This is a genomic window from Cognaticolwellia mytili (assembly GCF_002104475.1).
Lineage (GTDB): Bacteria > Pseudomonadota > Gammaproteobacteria > Enterobacterales > Alteromonadaceae > Cognaticolwellia > Cognaticolwellia mytili.
The window spans coordinates 261504-280548 of record NZ_NBOF01000001.1 but is presented as its reverse complement, the minus strand read 5'-3'; the positions used below and the strand labels follow the sequence as shown (position 1 = coordinate 280548).

11 protein-coding genes are annotated in these 19045 nt (G+C 39.4%); 10 read left to right on the top strand and 1 reads right to left on the bottom strand.

Features of this window, described 5'->3' with window-relative positions:
• The first annotated feature begins 187 nt into the window (after positions 1-187).
• The 4 genes from B7C41_RS01050 (at position 188) to B7C41_RS01035 (ending at position 3368) form a co-directional block, all read left to right on the top strand.
• A complete protein-coding gene (locus tag B7C41_RS01050; RefSeq protein ID WP_085296907.1) occupies positions 188-1408 on the top strand; it encodes an EAL and HDOD domain-containing protein in 1221 nt (406 codons plus the stop codon).
• Positions 1409-2086: 678 nt separating this feature from the next.
• Positions 2087-2491 (top strand): GNAT family N-acetyltransferase, encoded by a 405-nt coding sequence (locus B7C41_RS01045; RefSeq protein WP_085296906.1) that lies wholly within the window; start codon positions 2087-2089, stop codon positions 2489-2491.
• Between the two features lie 39 nt (positions 2492-2530).
• Positions 2531-2734, top strand: coding sequence for a DUF3565 domain-containing protein (locus tag B7C41_RS01040; RefSeq protein WP_085296905.1), 204 nt, complete (start codon positions 2531-2533; stop codon positions 2732-2734).
• A gap of 40 nt (positions 2735-2774) precedes the next feature.
• Positions 2775-3368, top strand: a complete 594-nt coding sequence (locus B7C41_RS01035) for a LysE family translocator (RefSeq protein ID WP_085296904.1) — start codon at positions 2775-2777, stop codon at positions 3366-3368.
• 67 nt (positions 3369-3435) lie between these two features.
• Here the strand turns inward: B7C41_RS01035 and B7C41_RS01030 are convergent, their stop codons facing one another.
• A complete protein-coding gene (locus B7C41_RS01030) occupies positions 3436-4458 on the bottom strand; it encodes a LacI family DNA-binding transcriptional regulator (protein ID WP_085296903.1) in 1023 nt (340 codons plus the stop codon).
• A 546-nt stretch (positions 4459-5004) separates the two neighbouring features.
• Between B7C41_RS01030 and B7C41_RS01025 the strand changes: the two genes are divergently transcribed.
• The 6 genes from B7C41_RS01025 to B7C41_RS01000 all read left to right on the top strand — a co-directional run bounded on the left by B7C41_RS01025 (position 5005) and on the right by B7C41_RS01000 (position 18984).
• A complete protein-coding gene (locus B7C41_RS01025) occupies positions 5005-7512 on the top strand; it encodes a glycogen/starch/alpha-glucan phosphorylase (RefSeq protein ID WP_085296902.1) in 2508 nt (835 codons plus the stop codon).
• Between the two features lie 90 nt (positions 7513-7602).
• Entirely contained in the window at positions 7603-9876 is a 2274-nt protein-coding gene (gene glgB, locus B7C41_RS01020) for a 1,4-alpha-glucan branching protein GlgB (protein ID WP_085296901.1), read from the top strand.
• Between the two features lie 4 nt (positions 9877-9880).
• Positions 9881-12232 carry a glycogen debranching protein GlgX gene (glgX, locus tag B7C41_RS01015; RefSeq protein WP_143764257.1) on the top strand — a complete coding sequence of 784 codons (2352 nt, stop codon included), beginning with the start codon at positions 9881-9883 and terminating at the stop codon, positions 12230-12232.
• A gap of 1 nt (position 12233) precedes the next feature.
• Positions 12234-14399, top strand: a complete 2166-nt coding sequence (gene malQ / locus B7C41_RS01010; protein ID WP_085296900.1) for a 4-alpha-glucanotransferase — start codon at positions 12234-12236, stop codon at positions 14397-14399.
• Positions 14400-14428: 29 nt separating this feature from the next.
• Positions 14429-16264 carry an alpha-amylase family glycosyl hydrolase gene (locus tag B7C41_RS01005; protein WP_085296899.1) on the top strand — a complete coding sequence of 612 codons (1836 nt, stop codon included), beginning with the start codon at positions 14429-14431 and terminating at the stop codon, positions 16262-16264.
• A gap of 443 nt (positions 16265-16707) precedes the next feature.
• A complete protein-coding gene (locus B7C41_RS01000) occupies positions 16708-18984 on the top strand; it encodes a collagenase (protein WP_085296898.1) in 2277 nt (758 codons plus the stop codon).
• The last annotated feature ends 61 nt before the right edge of the window (positions 18985-19045 follow it).

Below are 19045 nucleotides of genomic sequence, written 5' to 3'. Positions count from 1 at the left end.
TAGCTTTAAACTAATATTATGGATAACAAATGATTTTTAGTTTTCTGCGAAGAAACTTAAGCAATCCAGTTATGAATATTGAGTTTCTATTACAACATCGTAAATTATAAGTAGCTCTAATAGATAGAATTAACATCATGTTTTTATTCATAATAGTTTGGCAGTTATATAGTAAGTAAGGATAAAAATGGAATCAACTCGTAGTACATTTATAGCAAGACAAGCAATTTTAGATAGCAACCTTAATACCTTTGGATATGAACTTCTTTATCGAGATAGCTTAGATAATATTTTTAAAAGTGCTTCACCTGAAAAAGCAACTTCGAGCGTGATTTTACAGAACCATATACTTGGCGACTTATCTAATGTTTGCGCAGACAAAGTTGCATTTATTAATTTTGACAAAACCACTATTTTACAAAAATCTGCATTAGTATTTAGCCCTGACAGTATTGTTATTGAACTATTAGAAACCATAGAACTAAACGATGAAGTGATTTTCAACATTTCTCAACTTCATAAAAAGGGTTACTTGGTTGCTCTTGATGATTATGATTTCTCCCCTAAATGGGACGTACTATTCTCATATATCTCTCTAATTAAGATCGACATTGAGGACATATCTTTTGATCAAGTCCAGATGTTAAAAATAAAACTACGAATAATCAAAAGTAAAATTAAAATCGTCTGCGAACGAGTCGAAACACAAGAACAATTTCAAACACTCAAATCGATGGGGGTTGACTACTACCAAGGATATTTTTTTCACAAGCCAGAAATGAAATTAGGTCACTGTATATCGCCTATTGAGCTAAACCTAATTCAATTATTTTTAGAGGTATACAAACCTAATTTAGACTTTGATCGAATCTCTGAAATTATTACCCATGACATCACCCTAATGAGTGGAATATTAAAACTTGTCAATGGTGCTGCAGAGTGCGCAAATAAAGAGATAACATCTATAAAACAAGCTGTAACATATTTAGGTGCAGATAAAGTCAAACAGTATATCGCCATTATATCAATGTCGACACTATCATCTGAAAGCCCTAGTGAACTATTCAATGAATCAATTATTCGTGCAAAAATGATGGAGTTCATAGCCAATACACCAGCATTTTCCAATGTAAAAGAAATGGCCTTTATTACTGGCATTTTGAGCAATTTAGGCATAATTTTGAATGTGCCAATATTTGAATTAATAGAAAGCTTACCGTTTCCACAAGAAATTAAACAAGCTTTGATAAATCATCAAGGCAAGTTGTATGAATTATTACAATTAGCAATATACTTTGAGTCTCCTGATGATAAAAGCATAGACGAAATATTAAAGACAGCAAAAATATCAAAAAGAGAGTTACTTAATTATTATCATGAGGCTTTAAAATGGAGCATGACCGTTTAAGAATTTTATGTAGTTGAAGTCTTTGATAATATATAACTCTTTTAAGAGTATGGCTAACAAACACAAGCCTTACGAAAAACTCAGCTTGTAGATACAAATTGAGTTTTCATTTCTTCAGCGTTAACTAATTACAGTAATTTATCAACTAATGACTTACCTACCAATACAGTGTCCTACTTAATTGCCGTTATTGTAGGAAGAGCAAAGCTTATTACTGCAATTTCATGAGAAATATTATGGGCCGTTTTGTAAAGTCTGTTTACTCGCGTTTTGTCATATCAATAGTGTACCAATGAGTATCTCACTGTAGGTGTAGACTCTTTAAAAGGTGACAATAATTCACTTACTAGTTTTGTTGATATTTTAACGACTAAAAAATTTAACTCTAAGGCTTCATGAACAGTGCTAAGGCTTAATATTCTATTACAAAGCGTAACTACTTCTATATACAGAACGGTGCGTTGCAATATAACTATGATATTATCGATAGCAGTAAAACAGCTCTAGTGGTGGTAATTGGAAACATCAATATAATATGAAGATATACCTAAAAGCAGACTATGATACCGTAAACCTTAGTAGCAATATCCCATTGATGTTTTCAGTGTCGAAGCAGGTTATCTATCGATGCTAATATTTGATAACATTGATAAGCATTAGCCCTAGAACAAGACAATTATGAAAATAGCTGTTATTAAAGAGGTTGCACCAGTAGATGATTATTTACGCTTAAGAGTAATTTCAGGTTTAACTCCTCGCCCTATTGATGCTGCGAAAACAGTCTTACCTAACAGTTTGTTTGGTGTGCACCTTGTTATTAGCAATAATACGATTGAGATGGACGGAGTTGTCGGTGATGGTGCGCTTAATTTTGAAACTGTTGATGTAGCCATTGGTCCAAAATATCAAGGCTTAGGCCACATCGTCATGCAAAACATTATGGAATATCTAAATGAGAACGCGTCAGAAGGTGCTTACATTACCTTGCTTGCTGATGTGCCCGAGCTTTATAAGAAATTTAAATTTGTTCTAAGCCGCCCAGAATGTGAGGGAATGCACTGGCAAGAAAATACTGTGAATTAAATTACAATTCCCTCAACACTAACCGAAGAAAGTTCCTTTATGTTACAAACAATTATCGGCTTTGATACCGATGAAGAAAATCACTGGTTTGCTAAATTGCAATGTGGGCACAATCAACATGCTCGCCATCAACCACCATTTATCAATCGCCCTTGGGTGCTTCAAAAAGCAACAAGAAAGGCAATGTTGGATCAGAAGTTAAATTGTACTAAATGTGAAACTGAATCAGCAAAGCGCTTTTAAGAAAACAACACGTAACATAGAAAGACTAGGAATCAAACCAGTGCATGAAGCATTAATTACCCTAATAACAACTACCGCACTATTACTAGGCTCCCCAGGGCCTGCGCCATTGGCATTAGCAGCAACTAGTGCGGCTTTTGGCACTAAAGAAGGCATACCATTTCTGCTCGGTATATTATCTGGACTTGCTGTAGCAATATTTTGTGCAAGTATCGGGTTAGCTACGTTATTTGTAACCTTTCCTACCATGAAACTAATATGCCAAATAGTAGGCACCGGTTATATCCTATTTGTTGCATATAAAATTGCAACAGCACCAACAAATATTACCGAAACTGCAGTAAGCCCGCCAAGCTTTAAAGATGGTTTTATATTAAACCTACTAAACCCAAAGGCATATGCCGCATTTTTAGCGATTTTTTCACAGTTTTTATTGCCACTTGCATCAACAAATCTCAGTTATTTAGCTACAGGGTTAATTTGTTTACTTGTCGCTGCACTCGTTGATATGTTGTGGTTATTTTTTGGCGGCCTATTACGCCCTATTTTTGCTGAGCCTAAACAAGCACGTATTATCAGAATTCTATTTGCTTTACTTATGATTATTGCCGTTGCTTTTGCACTATTTGAATAACAAAAAAAGACTGATAACCGGTGATTAAAAGCCCTTCCTGTGACTCGTGGTATTATAAACAGTCGCGTTAGCTACCGCATGATTTACGAACAACTAAGGTTGTTGGCATAAGCTGAGTTTGCGCTTCTTCACCGCTCACTAGTTGCAGCAATTTATCAACCAATAGTTCTCCAGCCAAAACAGTATTTTGTTTTGCTGTGGTCATAGGTGGAAAAGTAAAACTTGCCGTGGCGATATCATCAAAGCCAACTACTGCGATATCACCAGGCACGTTATAACCTGCTTCTTGAACTGCTCGCATCGCACCAATAGCAATTAAATCACTTGCAGCACAAATAGCATCAAATTTAATTTTTGTTGCTAATAGTTGCTTCACCGCTTGATATCCAGACTCATCAGTCGACACTGCATCGATTTGCAACTGTTCATTTACATCAAGACTGTTATCTTTAAGTGCCTGACAATGCCCTTGATAGCGATCTAAGAATTCAGGAGAACCTGTAGTTACGCCACCTAAGAATGCAAAGTTGCGACGATTTTTCTTAATGAGATGTTCAGTTACTTGATAACCGCCATGAAAATTATCACACCCGACAGAAACAACCGATAAATTTTTAACATCAGCGCCCCAACGCACAAAATGCGTTTCTTGCTTAATCAACTGTATCAGCTTTTCTTCATAGTCAGTGTAATCGCCATAGCCCAACAAAATAATACCATCAGCTTTACGTGTATCCTCAAAATCAGCATGCCAATCATTACTCATTTGCTGAAATGACACCAATAAGTCATAGCCTTTTTTAGCACTAGCACGGGTAATACTGCCTAGCATCGACAAAAAGAAAGGGTTAATTAATGAATCGTCATTGGTTGGGTCTTCAAACAATAAAAGCGCTATAGTGCCACTTTGCTGAGTGCGTAGACTGCTAGCATTTTTATCAACCTTGTAATTTAGCTCTTTAGCTATTTCTTGTACACGCTTACGTGTTTCTTCATTAACTAAAGGACTATTACGTAATGCTCTAGAAACTGTCGACTGAGAAACGCCAGCACGATAAGCAATATCAAATGATGTTTGTTTTGATTTCACATTTTACCTATAAGTGAAAATTATTAACTCATCTTAACCGAGCACTTTGGCTAAGTATATAATTTAATTAGTGATGCCATATAGTAAATATCATCGAAACTATCTACTTTTTTGTTTAACAACCCAGAGAAAGGTTTTTCTAGAAGCCGTCAATATGTGTTTACTATATAGATAGACCAACAATAGATAAATTTACTTCCACGAACGACAAAAAATACATACGTATGCATGCAAATTATCAAAAATATCTATTGTGCATACGTATGTAGTTTATTGCTCTACTCTCAGACATCGGCATAATTAATTCATCAGTTAAATTGCAGATTAAATAAATATATTGAGCGTTAAATTGCTACTAGCCAATTTTGGCTGCAGCGCAATTTAAAAATAATAACTTGATAGTCGCTCTATCAATTACATCTTGTCTCATTAAAGGATTAATACAAGGCATGCCGTACCTTTATTTCATTCTTTAGCAGTTGTTGCTACACAGTGAAATAAAAATTTACCGACATAACAATGTCCGAAAGAAGAGTTTGTAGTTATATGGTTTCCAAAACAAAAGCGTCAACTAAAAAGCCTGCAGTAAAAAGCAATAAACAATCAATCACTGTGGCAGACATTAGCCAGCGTATCGAACACCATTTACAGTTCACCATGGGTGAGCAAAGCAGTGCTAATCAAAAACCCGCTTATTGGCGTGCAACGTCACTCGCGCTTAACGACATTATCGTTGAAAAATTACAGAGCACTAAAGCCCGTCAAAATCAAAATGAAGCAAAGTCAGTTAACTATTTATCACTCGAATATTTAATGGGCCGTTTGCTATCTAACAATTTACATAACTTAGGTTTATATACCAATACAGAAAAAGCGCTACAAAAAATGGGCTTTGAGTTGGCTGACCTATGTGAAGAAGGTGCTGATCTGGCCCTTGGTAATGGCGGTTTAGGCCGTTTAGCAGCGTGTTTCTTAGATTCATTAGCAACACTTGATTACAATGCTATGGGTTACGGCGTGCATTATCAACACGGTTTATTCAAACAAAGCTTTGTTGATGGTCACCAAATTGAAACACCTGATATGTGGCGTGAATTTGGCAGCCCGTGGGAAGTTTGTCGTCTTGAATCAAGCCAAACTATTCCGCTTTATGGTCATGTTGAAGAAATTGCCCAAGCTGACGGTACCACCGCATCAGTTTGGCATGCAGGTAAAATGCTCAAAGGTGTTCCTTGGGATGTGCCAATTGTTGGTTACAACTCACAAACGGTAAATGCATTACGTTTATGGGAATGTCGTGCTGACAGCGCTTTTGACTGGGACCTATTTAACAATGGTGATTATTTAAATGCTCACCAACAGCAAGTTGCCGCTGAAACCGTTTCAAAAGTGCTATACCCAAATGACGAACACGACGCTGGTAAAGAATTGCGTTTTGTTCAACAATACTTCTTCTGTGCCTGTTCAGTGCAAGACATTATCGCGCGATTTGAAAACCAATACGGTTTAATTAGCGAGAGTAAAAACTGGCCAACATTTTGTGAAAAGGTAGCTATTCAATTAAACGATACCCATCCAACGATCGCCATACTTGAACTGATGCGCACTTTAATCGATAACCACAACATCGATTGGGACAACGCTTGGGGCATTTGTCAGAAAGTTTTTGCTTACACTAACCACACATTATTGCCTGAAGCCCTTGAAAAATGGTCAGTCGCGTTATTTGAACGTGTATTACCGCGCCATTTAACTATTTTATACCGTATCAATGAAGCGTTTTTAAACAACGACGTTGAAGCACTTTGGCCAAACAATGACGATATGCGTCGCCGTTTATCGTTAATTGAAGAAGGTCATGAGCGTAAAGTACGTATGGCACATCTTTGTGTGGTGACTTCTCATAAAGTTAACGGTGTGGCACAAATTCACTCTGATTTAGTGAAACAAGATTTATTCCCTGAATTTGACCAATTATGGCCAACAAAATTAACTAACGTGACTAACGGTATTACGCCACGTCGTTGGTTAAAAGCTTGTAACCCTTTACTCGCTGAATTACTCGATAAAACTATCGACGGTGACTGGGCGAAAGACCTTAACAGCTTAAGTGAGTTAGCAAAGTTTGCTGATGACGCAACATTCCAGAAAAAATTTATGGCAATAAAGCATCAAAACAAAATTGCCTTAACTAAAGAAATTAAAACACTAACCGGTGTGACCGTAAGCCCTGACGCTATTTTTGATGTGCAAATTAAGCGTTTGCATGAATACAAACGTCAACATTTAAATTTGTTGCACATTATCGCGTTATACCGTCGATTGTTAGCGAACCCAGAATTAGATATGCAACCTCGCGTGTTTATCTTTGGCGCTAAAGCCGCTCCGGGTTACGAATTAGCGAAAGAAATCATTTACGCAACCAATAAAATTGCGGAAAAAATTAATAACGATGTGCGTATTCAAGACAAGTTAAAAGTAGTGTTTTTACCGAACTATCGTGTGAGCTTAGCTGAAAAAATCATTCCAGCTGCCGATGTTTCTGAGCAAATATCAACCGCCGGTAAAGAAGCCTCTGGTACTGGCAATATGAAACTAGCCCTAAATGGTGCAGTGACTATTGGCACACTTGATGGCGCTAATATTGAAATTGCTGAAGAAGTGGGCGACGACAATATCTTTATTTTCGGTTTAACGGTTGATGAAGTTAAAGCATTAGATGCACAAGGTTATAACTCAGCTGAGTATTACGAAAATAATGCTGAAATTCGCGCTTGTTTAGATTGGTTAGACACTGACTACTTTACGCCAGGTAATCCAGGTGAGTTATCAGCAGTTAAACGCTGTTTTCTAGAAGGCGGCGACCCTTACAAAGTATTAGCTGATTTTCAAACCTATGCTAATGCGCATCAAGCGTTAGATAGTGCATACAAAAACCAGCAGCAATGGGCAAAAATGGCGATTTTAAACACCGCCCTAATGGGTAAGTTTAACTCTGATCGCTCAATTGAAGATTACGTGCAAAACATTTGGAATCTAACGCCTAGCGTTTAAAGCAGCGGCTTAATCGACAAATAACACCTCACAATGGTTGTAGGTGTTATTGCAATCAAGAATGAATAAAGAGCATATAAAGGACAAACCATGGCAATAACAAACTGTGATATTTCTAGCCTATTAAGCGCTAGTCACCCTAACCCACATCAGGTTTTGGGCTTACACCCAGAGTCTGAAAAAGGCTATTTGGTGATCACAGTTTTCATGCCTCATTTAATTAGCAACAATTCTACTGATTGCAACACTGATTCTGTCATTGAAATACTAGATTATAAGACACAAAAATCGCTTGGTAAGCTTAAACGACTTAACGATGAAGGTTTGTTCTCACTCAAGCTAAGAAGAAAGAAAGCTTTTGATTATCAGCTGAAAATTACCCGTAATATAAGCGGCGAAGAACAAAGCGTTATCTGTGATGACGCTTTTGCGTTTTCATCAACACAGGTACTAGGCGAGCTCGACTTACATTTATTACGCGAAGGTAATCATCAAAGCGCTTATAAAAAACTTGGCGCACACTTAACAACATTAGACACAAGCACTGGGCGAGAAGTTAGTGGTTGTAGTTTTGCTGTTTGGGCGCCCAATGCGAGTAATGTCAGCGTTATCGGTGATTTCAACCAATGGGATGGCCGCTGCCACGCTATGGCTAACACCGTTCATCACGGCGAAAATAGCGGTTATTGGACGCTATTTATTCCAAACATTGAAGCCGGTGCCCTATATAAATTTGAAATTAAAGACCATGACGGTAATTTACAACCTGCAAAAGCGGATCCCTTTGGTATACAAGCGCAGTACCGCCCTGATACTGCATCTATTGTTGCCAATGAAAAAGACTACCCATGGCAAGATCAACAATGGCTAAACGAGCGTGCACAGCGTAACGCACGTAACGCCGCAATTTCTATCTATGAAGTACACTTAGGCTCATGGCAACGAGATGAAAACAACCAGTATTTAAACTATCGCACCATTGCCGATAAGCTTATTCCATATACCTTAGAAATGGGCTTTACTCATATTCAATTAATGCCAGTAAGCGAGTTTCCATTTGATGGTTCTTGGGGCTATCAACCCGTAGGTTTATTTTCACCCAGTTCACGTTTTGGCAGTCGAGAAGACTTTCAATACTTTGTTGACCAATGTCACCAAGCGAACTTAGGTTTGCTAATTGACTGGGTACCCGGCCATTTTCCAAGTGATCCGCATGGTCTTGCCCAATTTGATGGCAGCCATTTATATGAACATGCTGACCCTCGCCAAGGTTACCACCCTGATTGGAATACCCTAATTTACAACTATGGCCGTGTTGAAGTGGCAAACTTCTTACGCGCCAGTGCCTTACATTGGCTTGATACTTTTCATGTTGATGGCATTCGCGTTGATGCAGTCGCTTCAATGTTGTATTTAGATTACAGCCGTAAAGAAGATGAATGGATCCCAAATAAAGACGGTGGTCGAGAGAATTTAGAAGCTGTTGATTTTCTACAACGCTTTAATGAAGAGCTTTACTCGCTCTACCCTGGTACTTTTTCTGTCGCAGAAGAATCAACCTCATGGCCGGGGGTTTCACGCCCTACCGACAACGGCGGTTTAGGTTTTGGTTATAAGTGGAATATGGGCTGGATGAACGACAGTCTAGAATACATGAAGCGCGACCCTATTCATCGTCAGCATCACCATAATGAATTAAGTTTCGGTTTAGTTTACGCGTTTGATGAAAACTTTGTCTTGCCGCTAAGTCATGATGAAGTTGTTCATGGTAAAGGCTCTCTTATCGCTCGTATGCCAGGCGACGCTTGGCAGCAGTTTGCAAACTTACGTGCTTATTATGGATTTATGTGGGCGCATCCGGGGAAAAAATTACTCTTTATGGGTTGTGAATTTGCCCAAGGTAAAGAATGGAATCACGACCAATCTCTCGACTGGCATCAACTCGATATCCACTGGCATAGCGGTATACAACGCCTAGTAAAAGACTTAAATAAGGTCTACACCACGACACCTGCGCTTTATCAAAAAGACTGCCAGCAGGAAGGGTTTACTTGGCTTGACCATGAAAACGCACAGCAGTCTATTTACAGCTTTATTCGCTTTGGCGATAACACCGCAGCACCAGTTGTTGTACTTTGTAATTTCAGCACTCAAGCTCAACATAACTTTGCCGTTGGTGTACCTGAGACCGGACATTATAAAGAATTAATCAATACCGATATGGAAATTTATTCAGGCTCAGGCCAAGGTAATGCTGAAGTAGTACAAAGTATTGCATCAGCATGGCAAGGACAGCCTCATCAGATAAACGTTACCGTACCGCCAATGGCAACGGTGATATTTAGCTTACAAGGAGCGAATTGATCCTGTGAGCCAATTTGCTATCACATCAGGTCGTTGTTTTCCGCTTGGCGCGAGTTTTACCTCTAGCGATCAACTAAACGCTAGCGCAGAAAACGACGGCGGCACTAACTTCGCACTATTTTCGGCTCATGCTGAAAAGGTCGAGTTATGCTTGTTTGATGACAGCGGTGAAAACGAAATACAACGTTTAGTATTGCCAGAATATACTGATGATGTTTTTCATGGCTTTGTTGCAGGTATCAAGCCCGGTGCGTTATATGGTTATCGTGTTTACGGCCCGTTTGAACCACATAATGGCCATCGTTTTAATCCGGCAAAATTATTACTCGACCCCTACGCGAAAGCCTTGCATGGCGAGATTAAAAATTCACCTTTACATTATGCCTATCAAACTGCTTACCAAAAAAGTATGGATGACGGAAAATTGCAGCAATGTCCGCAGCAAGATCTCACTTTAGATCTTCAAGATAATGCTAGGGCTATGCCTAAATGTATTGTTGTTGACGCAAACATTTTAAAACCTTGTAAAACCCATCCACAAGTTCGCCAACGTGACAGCATACTTTATGAGATGCACGTCAAAGGTTTTACTGCCCAACATCCAAATGTTCCAGTCGAATTAAAAGGAACTTTTGCTGCATTGGCAGATGAAAGCATTGTTGGATACTTAACTTCATTGGGTGTCACCAGTATAGAATTAATGCCCGTTCATCAGTTTTTAAATGAAGCATTTATCGAAGAAAAAAAGCTCAATAACTATTGGGGCTATAATAGCGTGTCATTTTTTACACCGCAGGCAAGTTATTGTTTTGCCAATGGCGCTGCAGAAAGTATCAAAGAATTTAGAGCTATGGTAGAAACTTTCCATCAGCATGGCATAGAAGTAATCCTCGACGTTGTTTATAACCACAGTGCCGAAGGCAATGAGCTTGGTCCTACACTCAGTTTCAAAGGTATTGATAATGCTAGCTACTACCGCTTACAAAGTCATGACAAGCGCTTCTATGAAAATTATTCAGGTTGCGGTAATACCTTAAATATTGCCCAGCCACGCGTCTTACAGTTAGTGACTGACAGCCTACGTTATTGGGTAGAAACCATGGGTGTTGATGGTTTCCGTTTTGATCTTGCAACAATTCTAGGCCGGGAAACTCCCCATTTTAATGCCAACAACCCTTTTTTCGCAGCATTAAAACAAGATCCTATTTTAGCGCAAACGAAATTGATTGCTGAGCCGTGGGATATTGGTCAAGACGGTTACCAACTTGGCCGGTTTGATAAAAACTGGCTAGAGTGGAATGACAGATTTCGAGACACTTGCCGACGCTTCTGGCGAGGCGACGCAGGTATTGCGCCTGAGTTTGCCGCACGTTTGCATGGCTCAAGTGATATTTTTGAACAACCGAGTCGCCGCCCTAGCGCTAGCGTGAATTTTATCACCTCTCATGACGGCTTTACGCTTGAAGATTTAGTCAGTTATCAAACGCCAAATAACTTAGCCAACGGCGAAAACAATCGCGATGGCCACGGCAGCAACTTTAGCTGTAACTTCGGCCATGAAGGTGACTCTGATAACGCAACTATTGTTCGCCTTAGAGCCCGACAAAAACGCAATTTATTAACTACGTTATTCATTTCTCAAGGCACACCTATGCTGCTTGCCGGCGATGAAATGAGTAATAGCCAACAAGGTAACAATAATGCCTATTGCCAAGACAACGAAATATCATGGCTTGGCTGGCCTCATTTGACTGCAGAAAATATCAACAAAAATACCAGCACAAATACCATCGTCAGAGATGATATCGCGTTTGTTAAACAGCTTATTCAATTAAGAAAACAGCACCCGTTGTTGAATCGCAGTCATTACCACCATGGCCAACAAATATCGAATAAAACCGGCTTAAAGGATATTGATTGGCTCAATTGCCGTGGTGAGATCATGCAAATGTCTGACTGGCAAGACCAAGAAGTTAAATGCTTTGCCATGCTCCTTGCACAAACTGACGAGCAGTTATCAGAAAATAGCGATAACACCATCCAAGATGATGCATTACTGGTTATTTTTAACGCTCACCCATGCGAAATAAATTACCAACTACCAGTACTTAATGGTTACTGGCAGCAATTAATTAATACCGCTGATGAGGCAAATGTTTCATCAACAAGTACAACAAATACTGAGCAAACCAATATTACGGCATCAACAATCACTGTTGCTGCCCATAGTTGCGTAGTACTGAGCTTTTTTGGCCCACAATATCAACTAAATATTGACTCAACATTATCCGAACCAAATTTGACAAATAATAGCGCTAGCGCGAATCTGCGTAGCGATAAGCAAAGAGAAGCATAGAATGAATTTAATTGAGAAACTTGCAGAGCTCGTTGGTTTTCATCCGACATACATTAACTCATATGGTGAACAAGTTTACGCCAAAGATGAGGCGAGACACTCGTTACTTAACGCTATGGGTTACGACCTTTCATCTGATGAAAAAATCAGTGCTAGCATTGTCGAGTTAGAGCAAACCACATGGCGCAATATGCTGCCACCAGCACACATTGCTAAACTTGAAGCACAGCAACATCATATTACCATTAGCCTTGCTGATGCAGATATCGAACAACTTAGCTGGGAAATCAGTTTAGAGTCTGGTGAAAAAGTTAATGACACACTTTTACTTTCGCAATTAACGCTTGTCGAGTCTGCAAATTTTGACGGTAATAGCTTTAACAAATATGCATTAGCGTTACCTACATTAGCGCAAGGTTATCATCAACTAACGCTGCATTACGGAGAGAACACCGCAAGTTGCCCACTAATTTATGCACCGCAGACTTGTTACAACCCAGAAGAAGCGTCAGCTGATAAAATGTGGGGCTATGCCGCACAACTTTATTCTTTAACCAGTAAAGACAATTTAGGTATGGGCGACTTTGGCGATTTAGCTAAACTGGTTGAGAAATCAGCCGCGCAACAAGCCTCTGCCATTGGTTTAAATCCACTGCACCCTTTATATCAAAATAATCCAGCGCATCGCAGCCCATATTCACCAACGAGTCGTTGTTTTTTAAACACACTTTACATTGACGTAAAACAAGTACCAAACTTTACTTCATGCCAAGCAGCACAAACACGTTTTAATAGTGAAGAAGTACAAAACAAAATTGCTTACGCAAAACAAACTGACTTGATTGACTACCCTGCTGTTGCGGATATTAAATTCGATTTATTAGAAATTTTATATCAAGACTTCATCAGCGTTGAACAAAATGAAACAGCAGAGTTTAACGACTTTATTGCTAGCCAAGGTGCTGACTTATTGCAACTTGCTACCTTTGAAGCACTTTATGAACATTTTAGAAAAACTAACTTCAATGCTTACGGCTGGACAAGTTGGCCAAGCGCTTACCAATCGCCAAATAGCGAAGAAGTAAAAGCTTTTCAGCAAGACAATGAAATCCGTATTAATTACTTTTGTTTTGTTCAGTGGCTTGCTCACCGTCAATTAAAATCAATTGCAAACCAAGCAACTGAATTGGGTATGCCTGTTGGTTTATACCTTGATTTAGCCGTAGGTTGTGATGGCTCTGGTGTTGACGTTTGGTCTGACAAAGATGTTTATGTTGCCGGTGCTGCCGTAGGTGCGCCGCCTGATGCGATGAACACATTAGGACAAGATTGGGGCTTAACGCCAATTAACCCCGTTGCCCTACAAAAACAAGGTTACCAACCCTTAGTAAAAGCTTTACGTAGTAATATGCAATATGCGGGTGCGCTACGCATTGATCACATTCTAGGGTTGATGCGCCAATATTGGGTTGCCCCAGGCATGAAAGCTGATGAGGGTGTTTATATCACTTTCCCACTAGAAGACATTTTACGAATTATTGCGCTAGAGTCTCGCCGTAATAACTGTGTAGTTATCGGTGAGGATTTAGGTACAGTGCCGGACGGCTTTGGCGACATAATGGCACGTGCAGGTTTGTTGTCATACAAAGTATTATTTTTTGAGCGTTGGGACTCAGGTTTCTTTATGCGTCCAGACTTATACCCAGCACAATCTATGGTGACAGTATCAACCCATGACTTACCTACGCTTGCCGGTTGGTGGACAGGTAAAGATCTTGAATGGCGTCAAAAGCTAAACCTATATCCGAATGAAGCAATGGGACAAAATGAACGTGCCGGCCGTATTGAAGATCGCCAATTACTAGTCTCAGCATTAGATGACTTAAATGTTATAGACATGAGTAAAGCGCCAATGCAAGCGCCAGCAAAAATTAACCGCGAATTAAGCTTAGCGGTACAAAAATACATGGCACAAGCACCGAGCCATATTCAATTAATTCCTATGGAAGATGCTTTAGAAATTATTGAGCAAGTTAACATTCCAGGCACCATTGATGAACATCCAAATTGGTTACAAAAATTGCCAGTCAGTATCGAAGCGTTTGATCAAACTGAATCTGTAACTGATTTAGCAGCGACGATGAGAGCAGCACGTCCTCGCACATAACTAGACAAAAACTTAAATAGGATAGATAAATGTATAAAAAAAATAAAATATCTACATTACTGTTTTCAACAGCTATCTCACTGAGCCTGATGGCTTGTGAAGATGCCGACAGTACTACCAATAAAAGTGAAGCTGCGACTAAAAGCAAACCTACTGTTGAAGTAAAAAAGTCGCTGAGTAAAGCTAATAAAACAGCTGCAGATTTGCCACACTATCTTGAACGTGACGTACAAGAAGAAGTATTTTATTTCGTCATGCCTGATCGTTTTAACAACGGAAATACTGACAATGACTTAGGTTCAAAAACTCAGCCTATTTCTGCTGGTGGTTTAGACAAAACCAACAAAGGCATGTTCCATGGAGGTGATCTTCAAGGCTTAAAAGACAAGCTTCCGTATTTAAAAGAATTAGGAATTTCTGCTATTTGGTTAACTCCTATTCTACGTAATCAAGCGATGCAAGCAGATAGTTCAGGCTATCATGGTTACTGGGTGTTAGACTTTACCGAAATTGACCCACATTTAGGCAGCAATGACGATTTAAAAGATTTAATCGACAGTGCTCATAACGAAAATATTAAAATCTATTTTGATATTATTACCAACCATACTGCTGATGTTATTAAATACACCGAATGTCATGGTGAAGACGGCTTACAATGGTTAGTTGAAACTGACAAAGGTTGTCCTTTTAAATCAGCCGCGCAACTAGCAGCAGGTAATAAATACACCACAGTTATTCCAAAAGGCCAAGAACAATTAAAAACACCCGCTTGGTTAAACGATACCCAGTATTATCACAACCAAGGTGACTCATTTTGGCAAGGCGAAAGCTCAAAGCGGGGCGACTTTTCTGGTCTCGATGATATCAATACTAACGACCCTGCTGTCGTTAAAGGCATGACTGAGATTTTCAAGAACCTTATCACAGAATTTAAACCTGACGGCTTTCGTATTGATACCGTAAAACATGTTAATACTGAGTTTTGGGCTGAGTTTTCGCCGGCATTAGTTGAGCATGCACAAAAAGAAGGTATTAAAAATTTCTTTATGTTTGGTGAAGTGTATAGCTTCACAAGTAAAGAGTTGAGTGAATATACCACTGACGGTAATATGCAATCGGTATTAGACTTTGCCTTTCAAAGTGCTATGACACAAAGCTTGATAGATCAAAAAGGCACCAAAGTATTAGCGACATTATTTGCTAACGACGGTGACTACCTTGATCACGACAGCAACGCTAATCAACTGATGAACTTTACTGGCAATCATGACATGGGACGCTTTGCCTATATGCTCAAGCAAAGTGAATTCAACTACAGCGAAGAACAAATGGTCAAGCGCAGTTTACTTGCTCACGCCATGACTTACTTTATGCGCGGCGTGCCAATTATTTACTACGGTGACGAGCAAGGTTTTGTTGGTGACGGTGGTGATCAAGCCTCACGTCAAGACATGATGCCGTCATTGGTTACCAGCTATAATGATGATAACTTGCTAGCAACCGATGCAACAACCGCTGACGATAATTTCGATACTAATCATCCAATTTATCAGAGCTTTGCTAACTTTGCCGATATTTTTTATCAATATCCGGCACTACGTCGAGGCGAACAAACAACAGTATTTCAAGCTGATGACAGCAATATTTTTGCCATCACGCGTACGATTAGCAATGAGCAAACCATGTTAGTGGCTTTTAATGTTGGCGATAGTACTGCAACGGCAAAAATTAGCGTTAATGGTAATGAATATAAACAAGTTGCAGGTAGTAGTAAGCTTGTGAAAAATGCTAGCTCTGGAAGTAGTGAGTTCAGTATTGAAATGCCAGCACTTAGCTTTGCGATATACCAACAAGTGAAATAATCACTAATAGAAAAACTTATCAAGCTCATTGCTAGTTATTAGTGATGGGCTTTTTCATTGCTCCCTTATGCTGACTTAAACCCACTAAAATTCAGTATAACTAACCCTTTTTTGACTTTTTCACTGCCGTCTTCTTTAGTTCATTCTTTGTATTTATTCTGCTATTTATCAAATAATTTTTAAACCTACACTATTAATACCTGCCACTTTTAAGCACATATTTGCATTTTACTTTATTTATTATTTCAAAATAATATATTGCATACAATTTACAATATATTTTAATTTATGTTACAAATGTTCACGTTGAAAAAAAATAGAACTTTCAAAATCAATATTTAAGAGCAATAGAAGTAAACCATTGAAAGAAAAAACGTTAACCAACTGAATATAAGTAATAAAAAAAGATACTCATAACAACAAGAAACACGAGGGGAAGTAAAATGTCTTTTAAAACACTAACGTTAACCAGTGCAATATTAATAGCATTAGCTGGTTGTGGAGGAAGCGACTCAAAAAAAGCAGAGGTTGAAGTAAGCCCACCAGCTCCAGTTGTTACGCCTGAGCCTGAGGTTGACTATACCAGCGCCGAAGTTGAAGCAGTTAAACTTGGCGTAGTAAAAACCCATATTAACACGACTGAGGGCGAAGGCGTTTCCTACTATGTTGATGTTACTGAAGACGCAGAAACCCTTGTCGTCAGTTTGTTCAGCGGCACTGAGAATAAAGCTTTAGGTGATCCAGATGTTTATGTAAAATTTGAAGAAGCAGCCAGTGCCGGTGAAAATGGTGTATTTGACTGTGTTTCTTACAACGGCTCAGACTACAACGAAACTTGTATCATCGATAAGCCTGCTGCAGGACGTTATCACATATTCATCGATGCCTATGAAGGTGGTGATGCAGTTGACGCTTCAATGTTTGCTACCACAGAATTATTTAGCGCTAACATACTTTGTGATGAACCTGTACGAATTCGTGCACAAGCAATGACGATGGAAGAGCTTGAACAAGCTTGTGCCGTTATTAGCCAAACTAAACGTGTGTTCGACGAAGTATTGAGCTCAGACATTACGCCTGAATTTCAACAATCCGTTGAGTTTGATCTTAACGAAGTTACCAACATCCATATTTTCGAAAGCTTATCTAATCATGCTTCGTGGGCTGAACACCTTTTTGAGACCAGCAATACTAGTGGTATTTACTTCGAAACTAGCCCAACAGACTGGTGGCATAGCTCAGACATACTCACCTTTAATGCTTTAGAATGGAGTGATGGCCGCACGGTCATACGTTCACTTAATCATGAATACATTCATGCACTAGACGGCAGATACAACAAAGAAGGTGGTTACAAAAGTAATATGGGCTGGTGGAGTGAAGGCCTTGCTGAATACTTAAGTACCTTCTACCAACTACCTTATACTCGCGTAACAACGGCTAGTAGTGATAATCCGTATACCTTGGCAGAAATATTTGCTGGTGACGCTAACTACTACACATGGGGACAACTTGCTGTTGCCTTTTTAATTGAATCGCACCCTGAACTAGTCAACCAAATGCTAGTACACATGCGCGCTGGCGAATGGACTGAGTTTGATGCCCTACTTGCCACAATTGCTAGCGATAACCAAAGCGAATTTGAAACATGGTCAACTACCACGCTACCTGAACAATTTAAGGAAAGCGTTGAAACATTAACTTTAGGTGACTATCAACAAATTAATGGTCGTGGCGGCTGGTTATTCTCGGTCGACATCCCCCCAGGGTTAGAAGCCGTTAGTTTTGCCACAAGTGGTGGCTCAGGTAATGTTGATATGTGGGTAAATAAAGGCGAAGCAATGCATCCTGCGCTTACCGATACCTTTACCTGCACATCAATCACTGATGACAGCAATGAAGAAAAATGTACGTTAACCACACCAGAGACTGGGAAATATTATGTCGCCATTTCATCTGACTTTGTTGGCTCTGATATTATCGACCTAAATTTTAGCGCTTGTGCCGGCACCGACTGTGAAGTGATGTTACCTGAGCAATTAGCTGAAGTTGTTGCAACAGAACCTTACCTACCACATTGGCCAGAAAAAGGGACTATTGGTACTTGTAGCTTAGGCGAAACTTATTATGACTCAGCCAAGCCAGCACTTGATCTGTCAATTACTAACCCAACTGACAAACTTGTGAAAGTGTACTGGTTAAGCCGCAGCTCAGGCGATAAATCAGGTAACTCATACGCCACATTAGCAAAAGACGAAAGTTACACGGCTGACGATTGGGATATTGGTCATCGCATCATGCTTACCGATGGCGCAGACAACTGTTTAGGTGTTGCACTATTAAACGACGAAAACAATGGCTTTACCGTCACTGAAGCTATGGTTGAAAATGCGATGGACGAAGCACCACCAGTAGAAATTCCAGAGCCTACCGCTGAAATTGGCAGTTGTGATTTAGCAGTATCTTATACCCGAGGTTCAGGAAATGCACCTGATTTACAAGTAGCGAACACCCTAACCACCGCAGTGAAACTATATTGGATCAACAATAACACTGGCGAACCATTACTAAGTAGCGTTTACGCCACCCTTGCAGAAGGTCAAATTTATACTGAAACATTTTGGGCTGTTGGCGACCGCATGATGGTAACAGACGAAAGCGATACCTGTATTGGCGTGCTAGATCTAAATGACACTAGTAATATTTTTGTTGTTAAGTAAGATCTAAACCGACAAGGCAATAACAATAGCTGGCTAAGTTGTTAAAGAACGTCCTAGCCAG

Bases quoted from the DNA above. Each gene is read 5' to 3' on its own strand.
- B7C41_RS01050 (WP_085296907.1), top strand. From the start codon at position 188: ATGGAATCAACTCGTAGTACATTTATAGCAAGACAAGCAATTTTAGAT.
- B7C41_RS01045 (WP_085296906.1), top strand. From the start codon at position 2,087: ATGAAAATAGCTGTTATTAAAGAGGTTGCACCAGTAGATGATTATTTA.
- B7C41_RS01040 (WP_085296905.1), top strand. From the start codon at position 2,531: ATGTTACAAACAATTATCGGCTTTGATACCGATGAAGAAAATCACTGG.
- B7C41_RS01025 (WP_085296902.1), top strand. From the start codon at position 5,005: ATGGTTTCCAAAACAAAAGCGTCAACTAAAAAGCCTGCAGTAAAAAGC.
- glgB (WP_085296901.1), top strand. From the start codon at position 7,603: ATGGCAATAACAAACTGTGATATTTCTAGCCTATTAAGCGCTAGTCAC.
- malQ (WP_085296900.1), top strand. From the start codon at position 12,234: ATGAATTTAATTGAGAAACTTGCAGAGCTCGTTGGTTTTCATCCGACA.
- B7C41_RS01005 (WP_085296899.1), top strand. From the start codon at position 14,429: ATGTATAAAAAAAATAAAATATCTACATTACTGTTTTCAACAGCTATC.
- B7C41_RS01000 (WP_085296898.1), top strand. From the start codon at position 16,708: ATGTCTTTTAAAACACTAACGTTAACCAGTGCAATATTAATAGCATTA.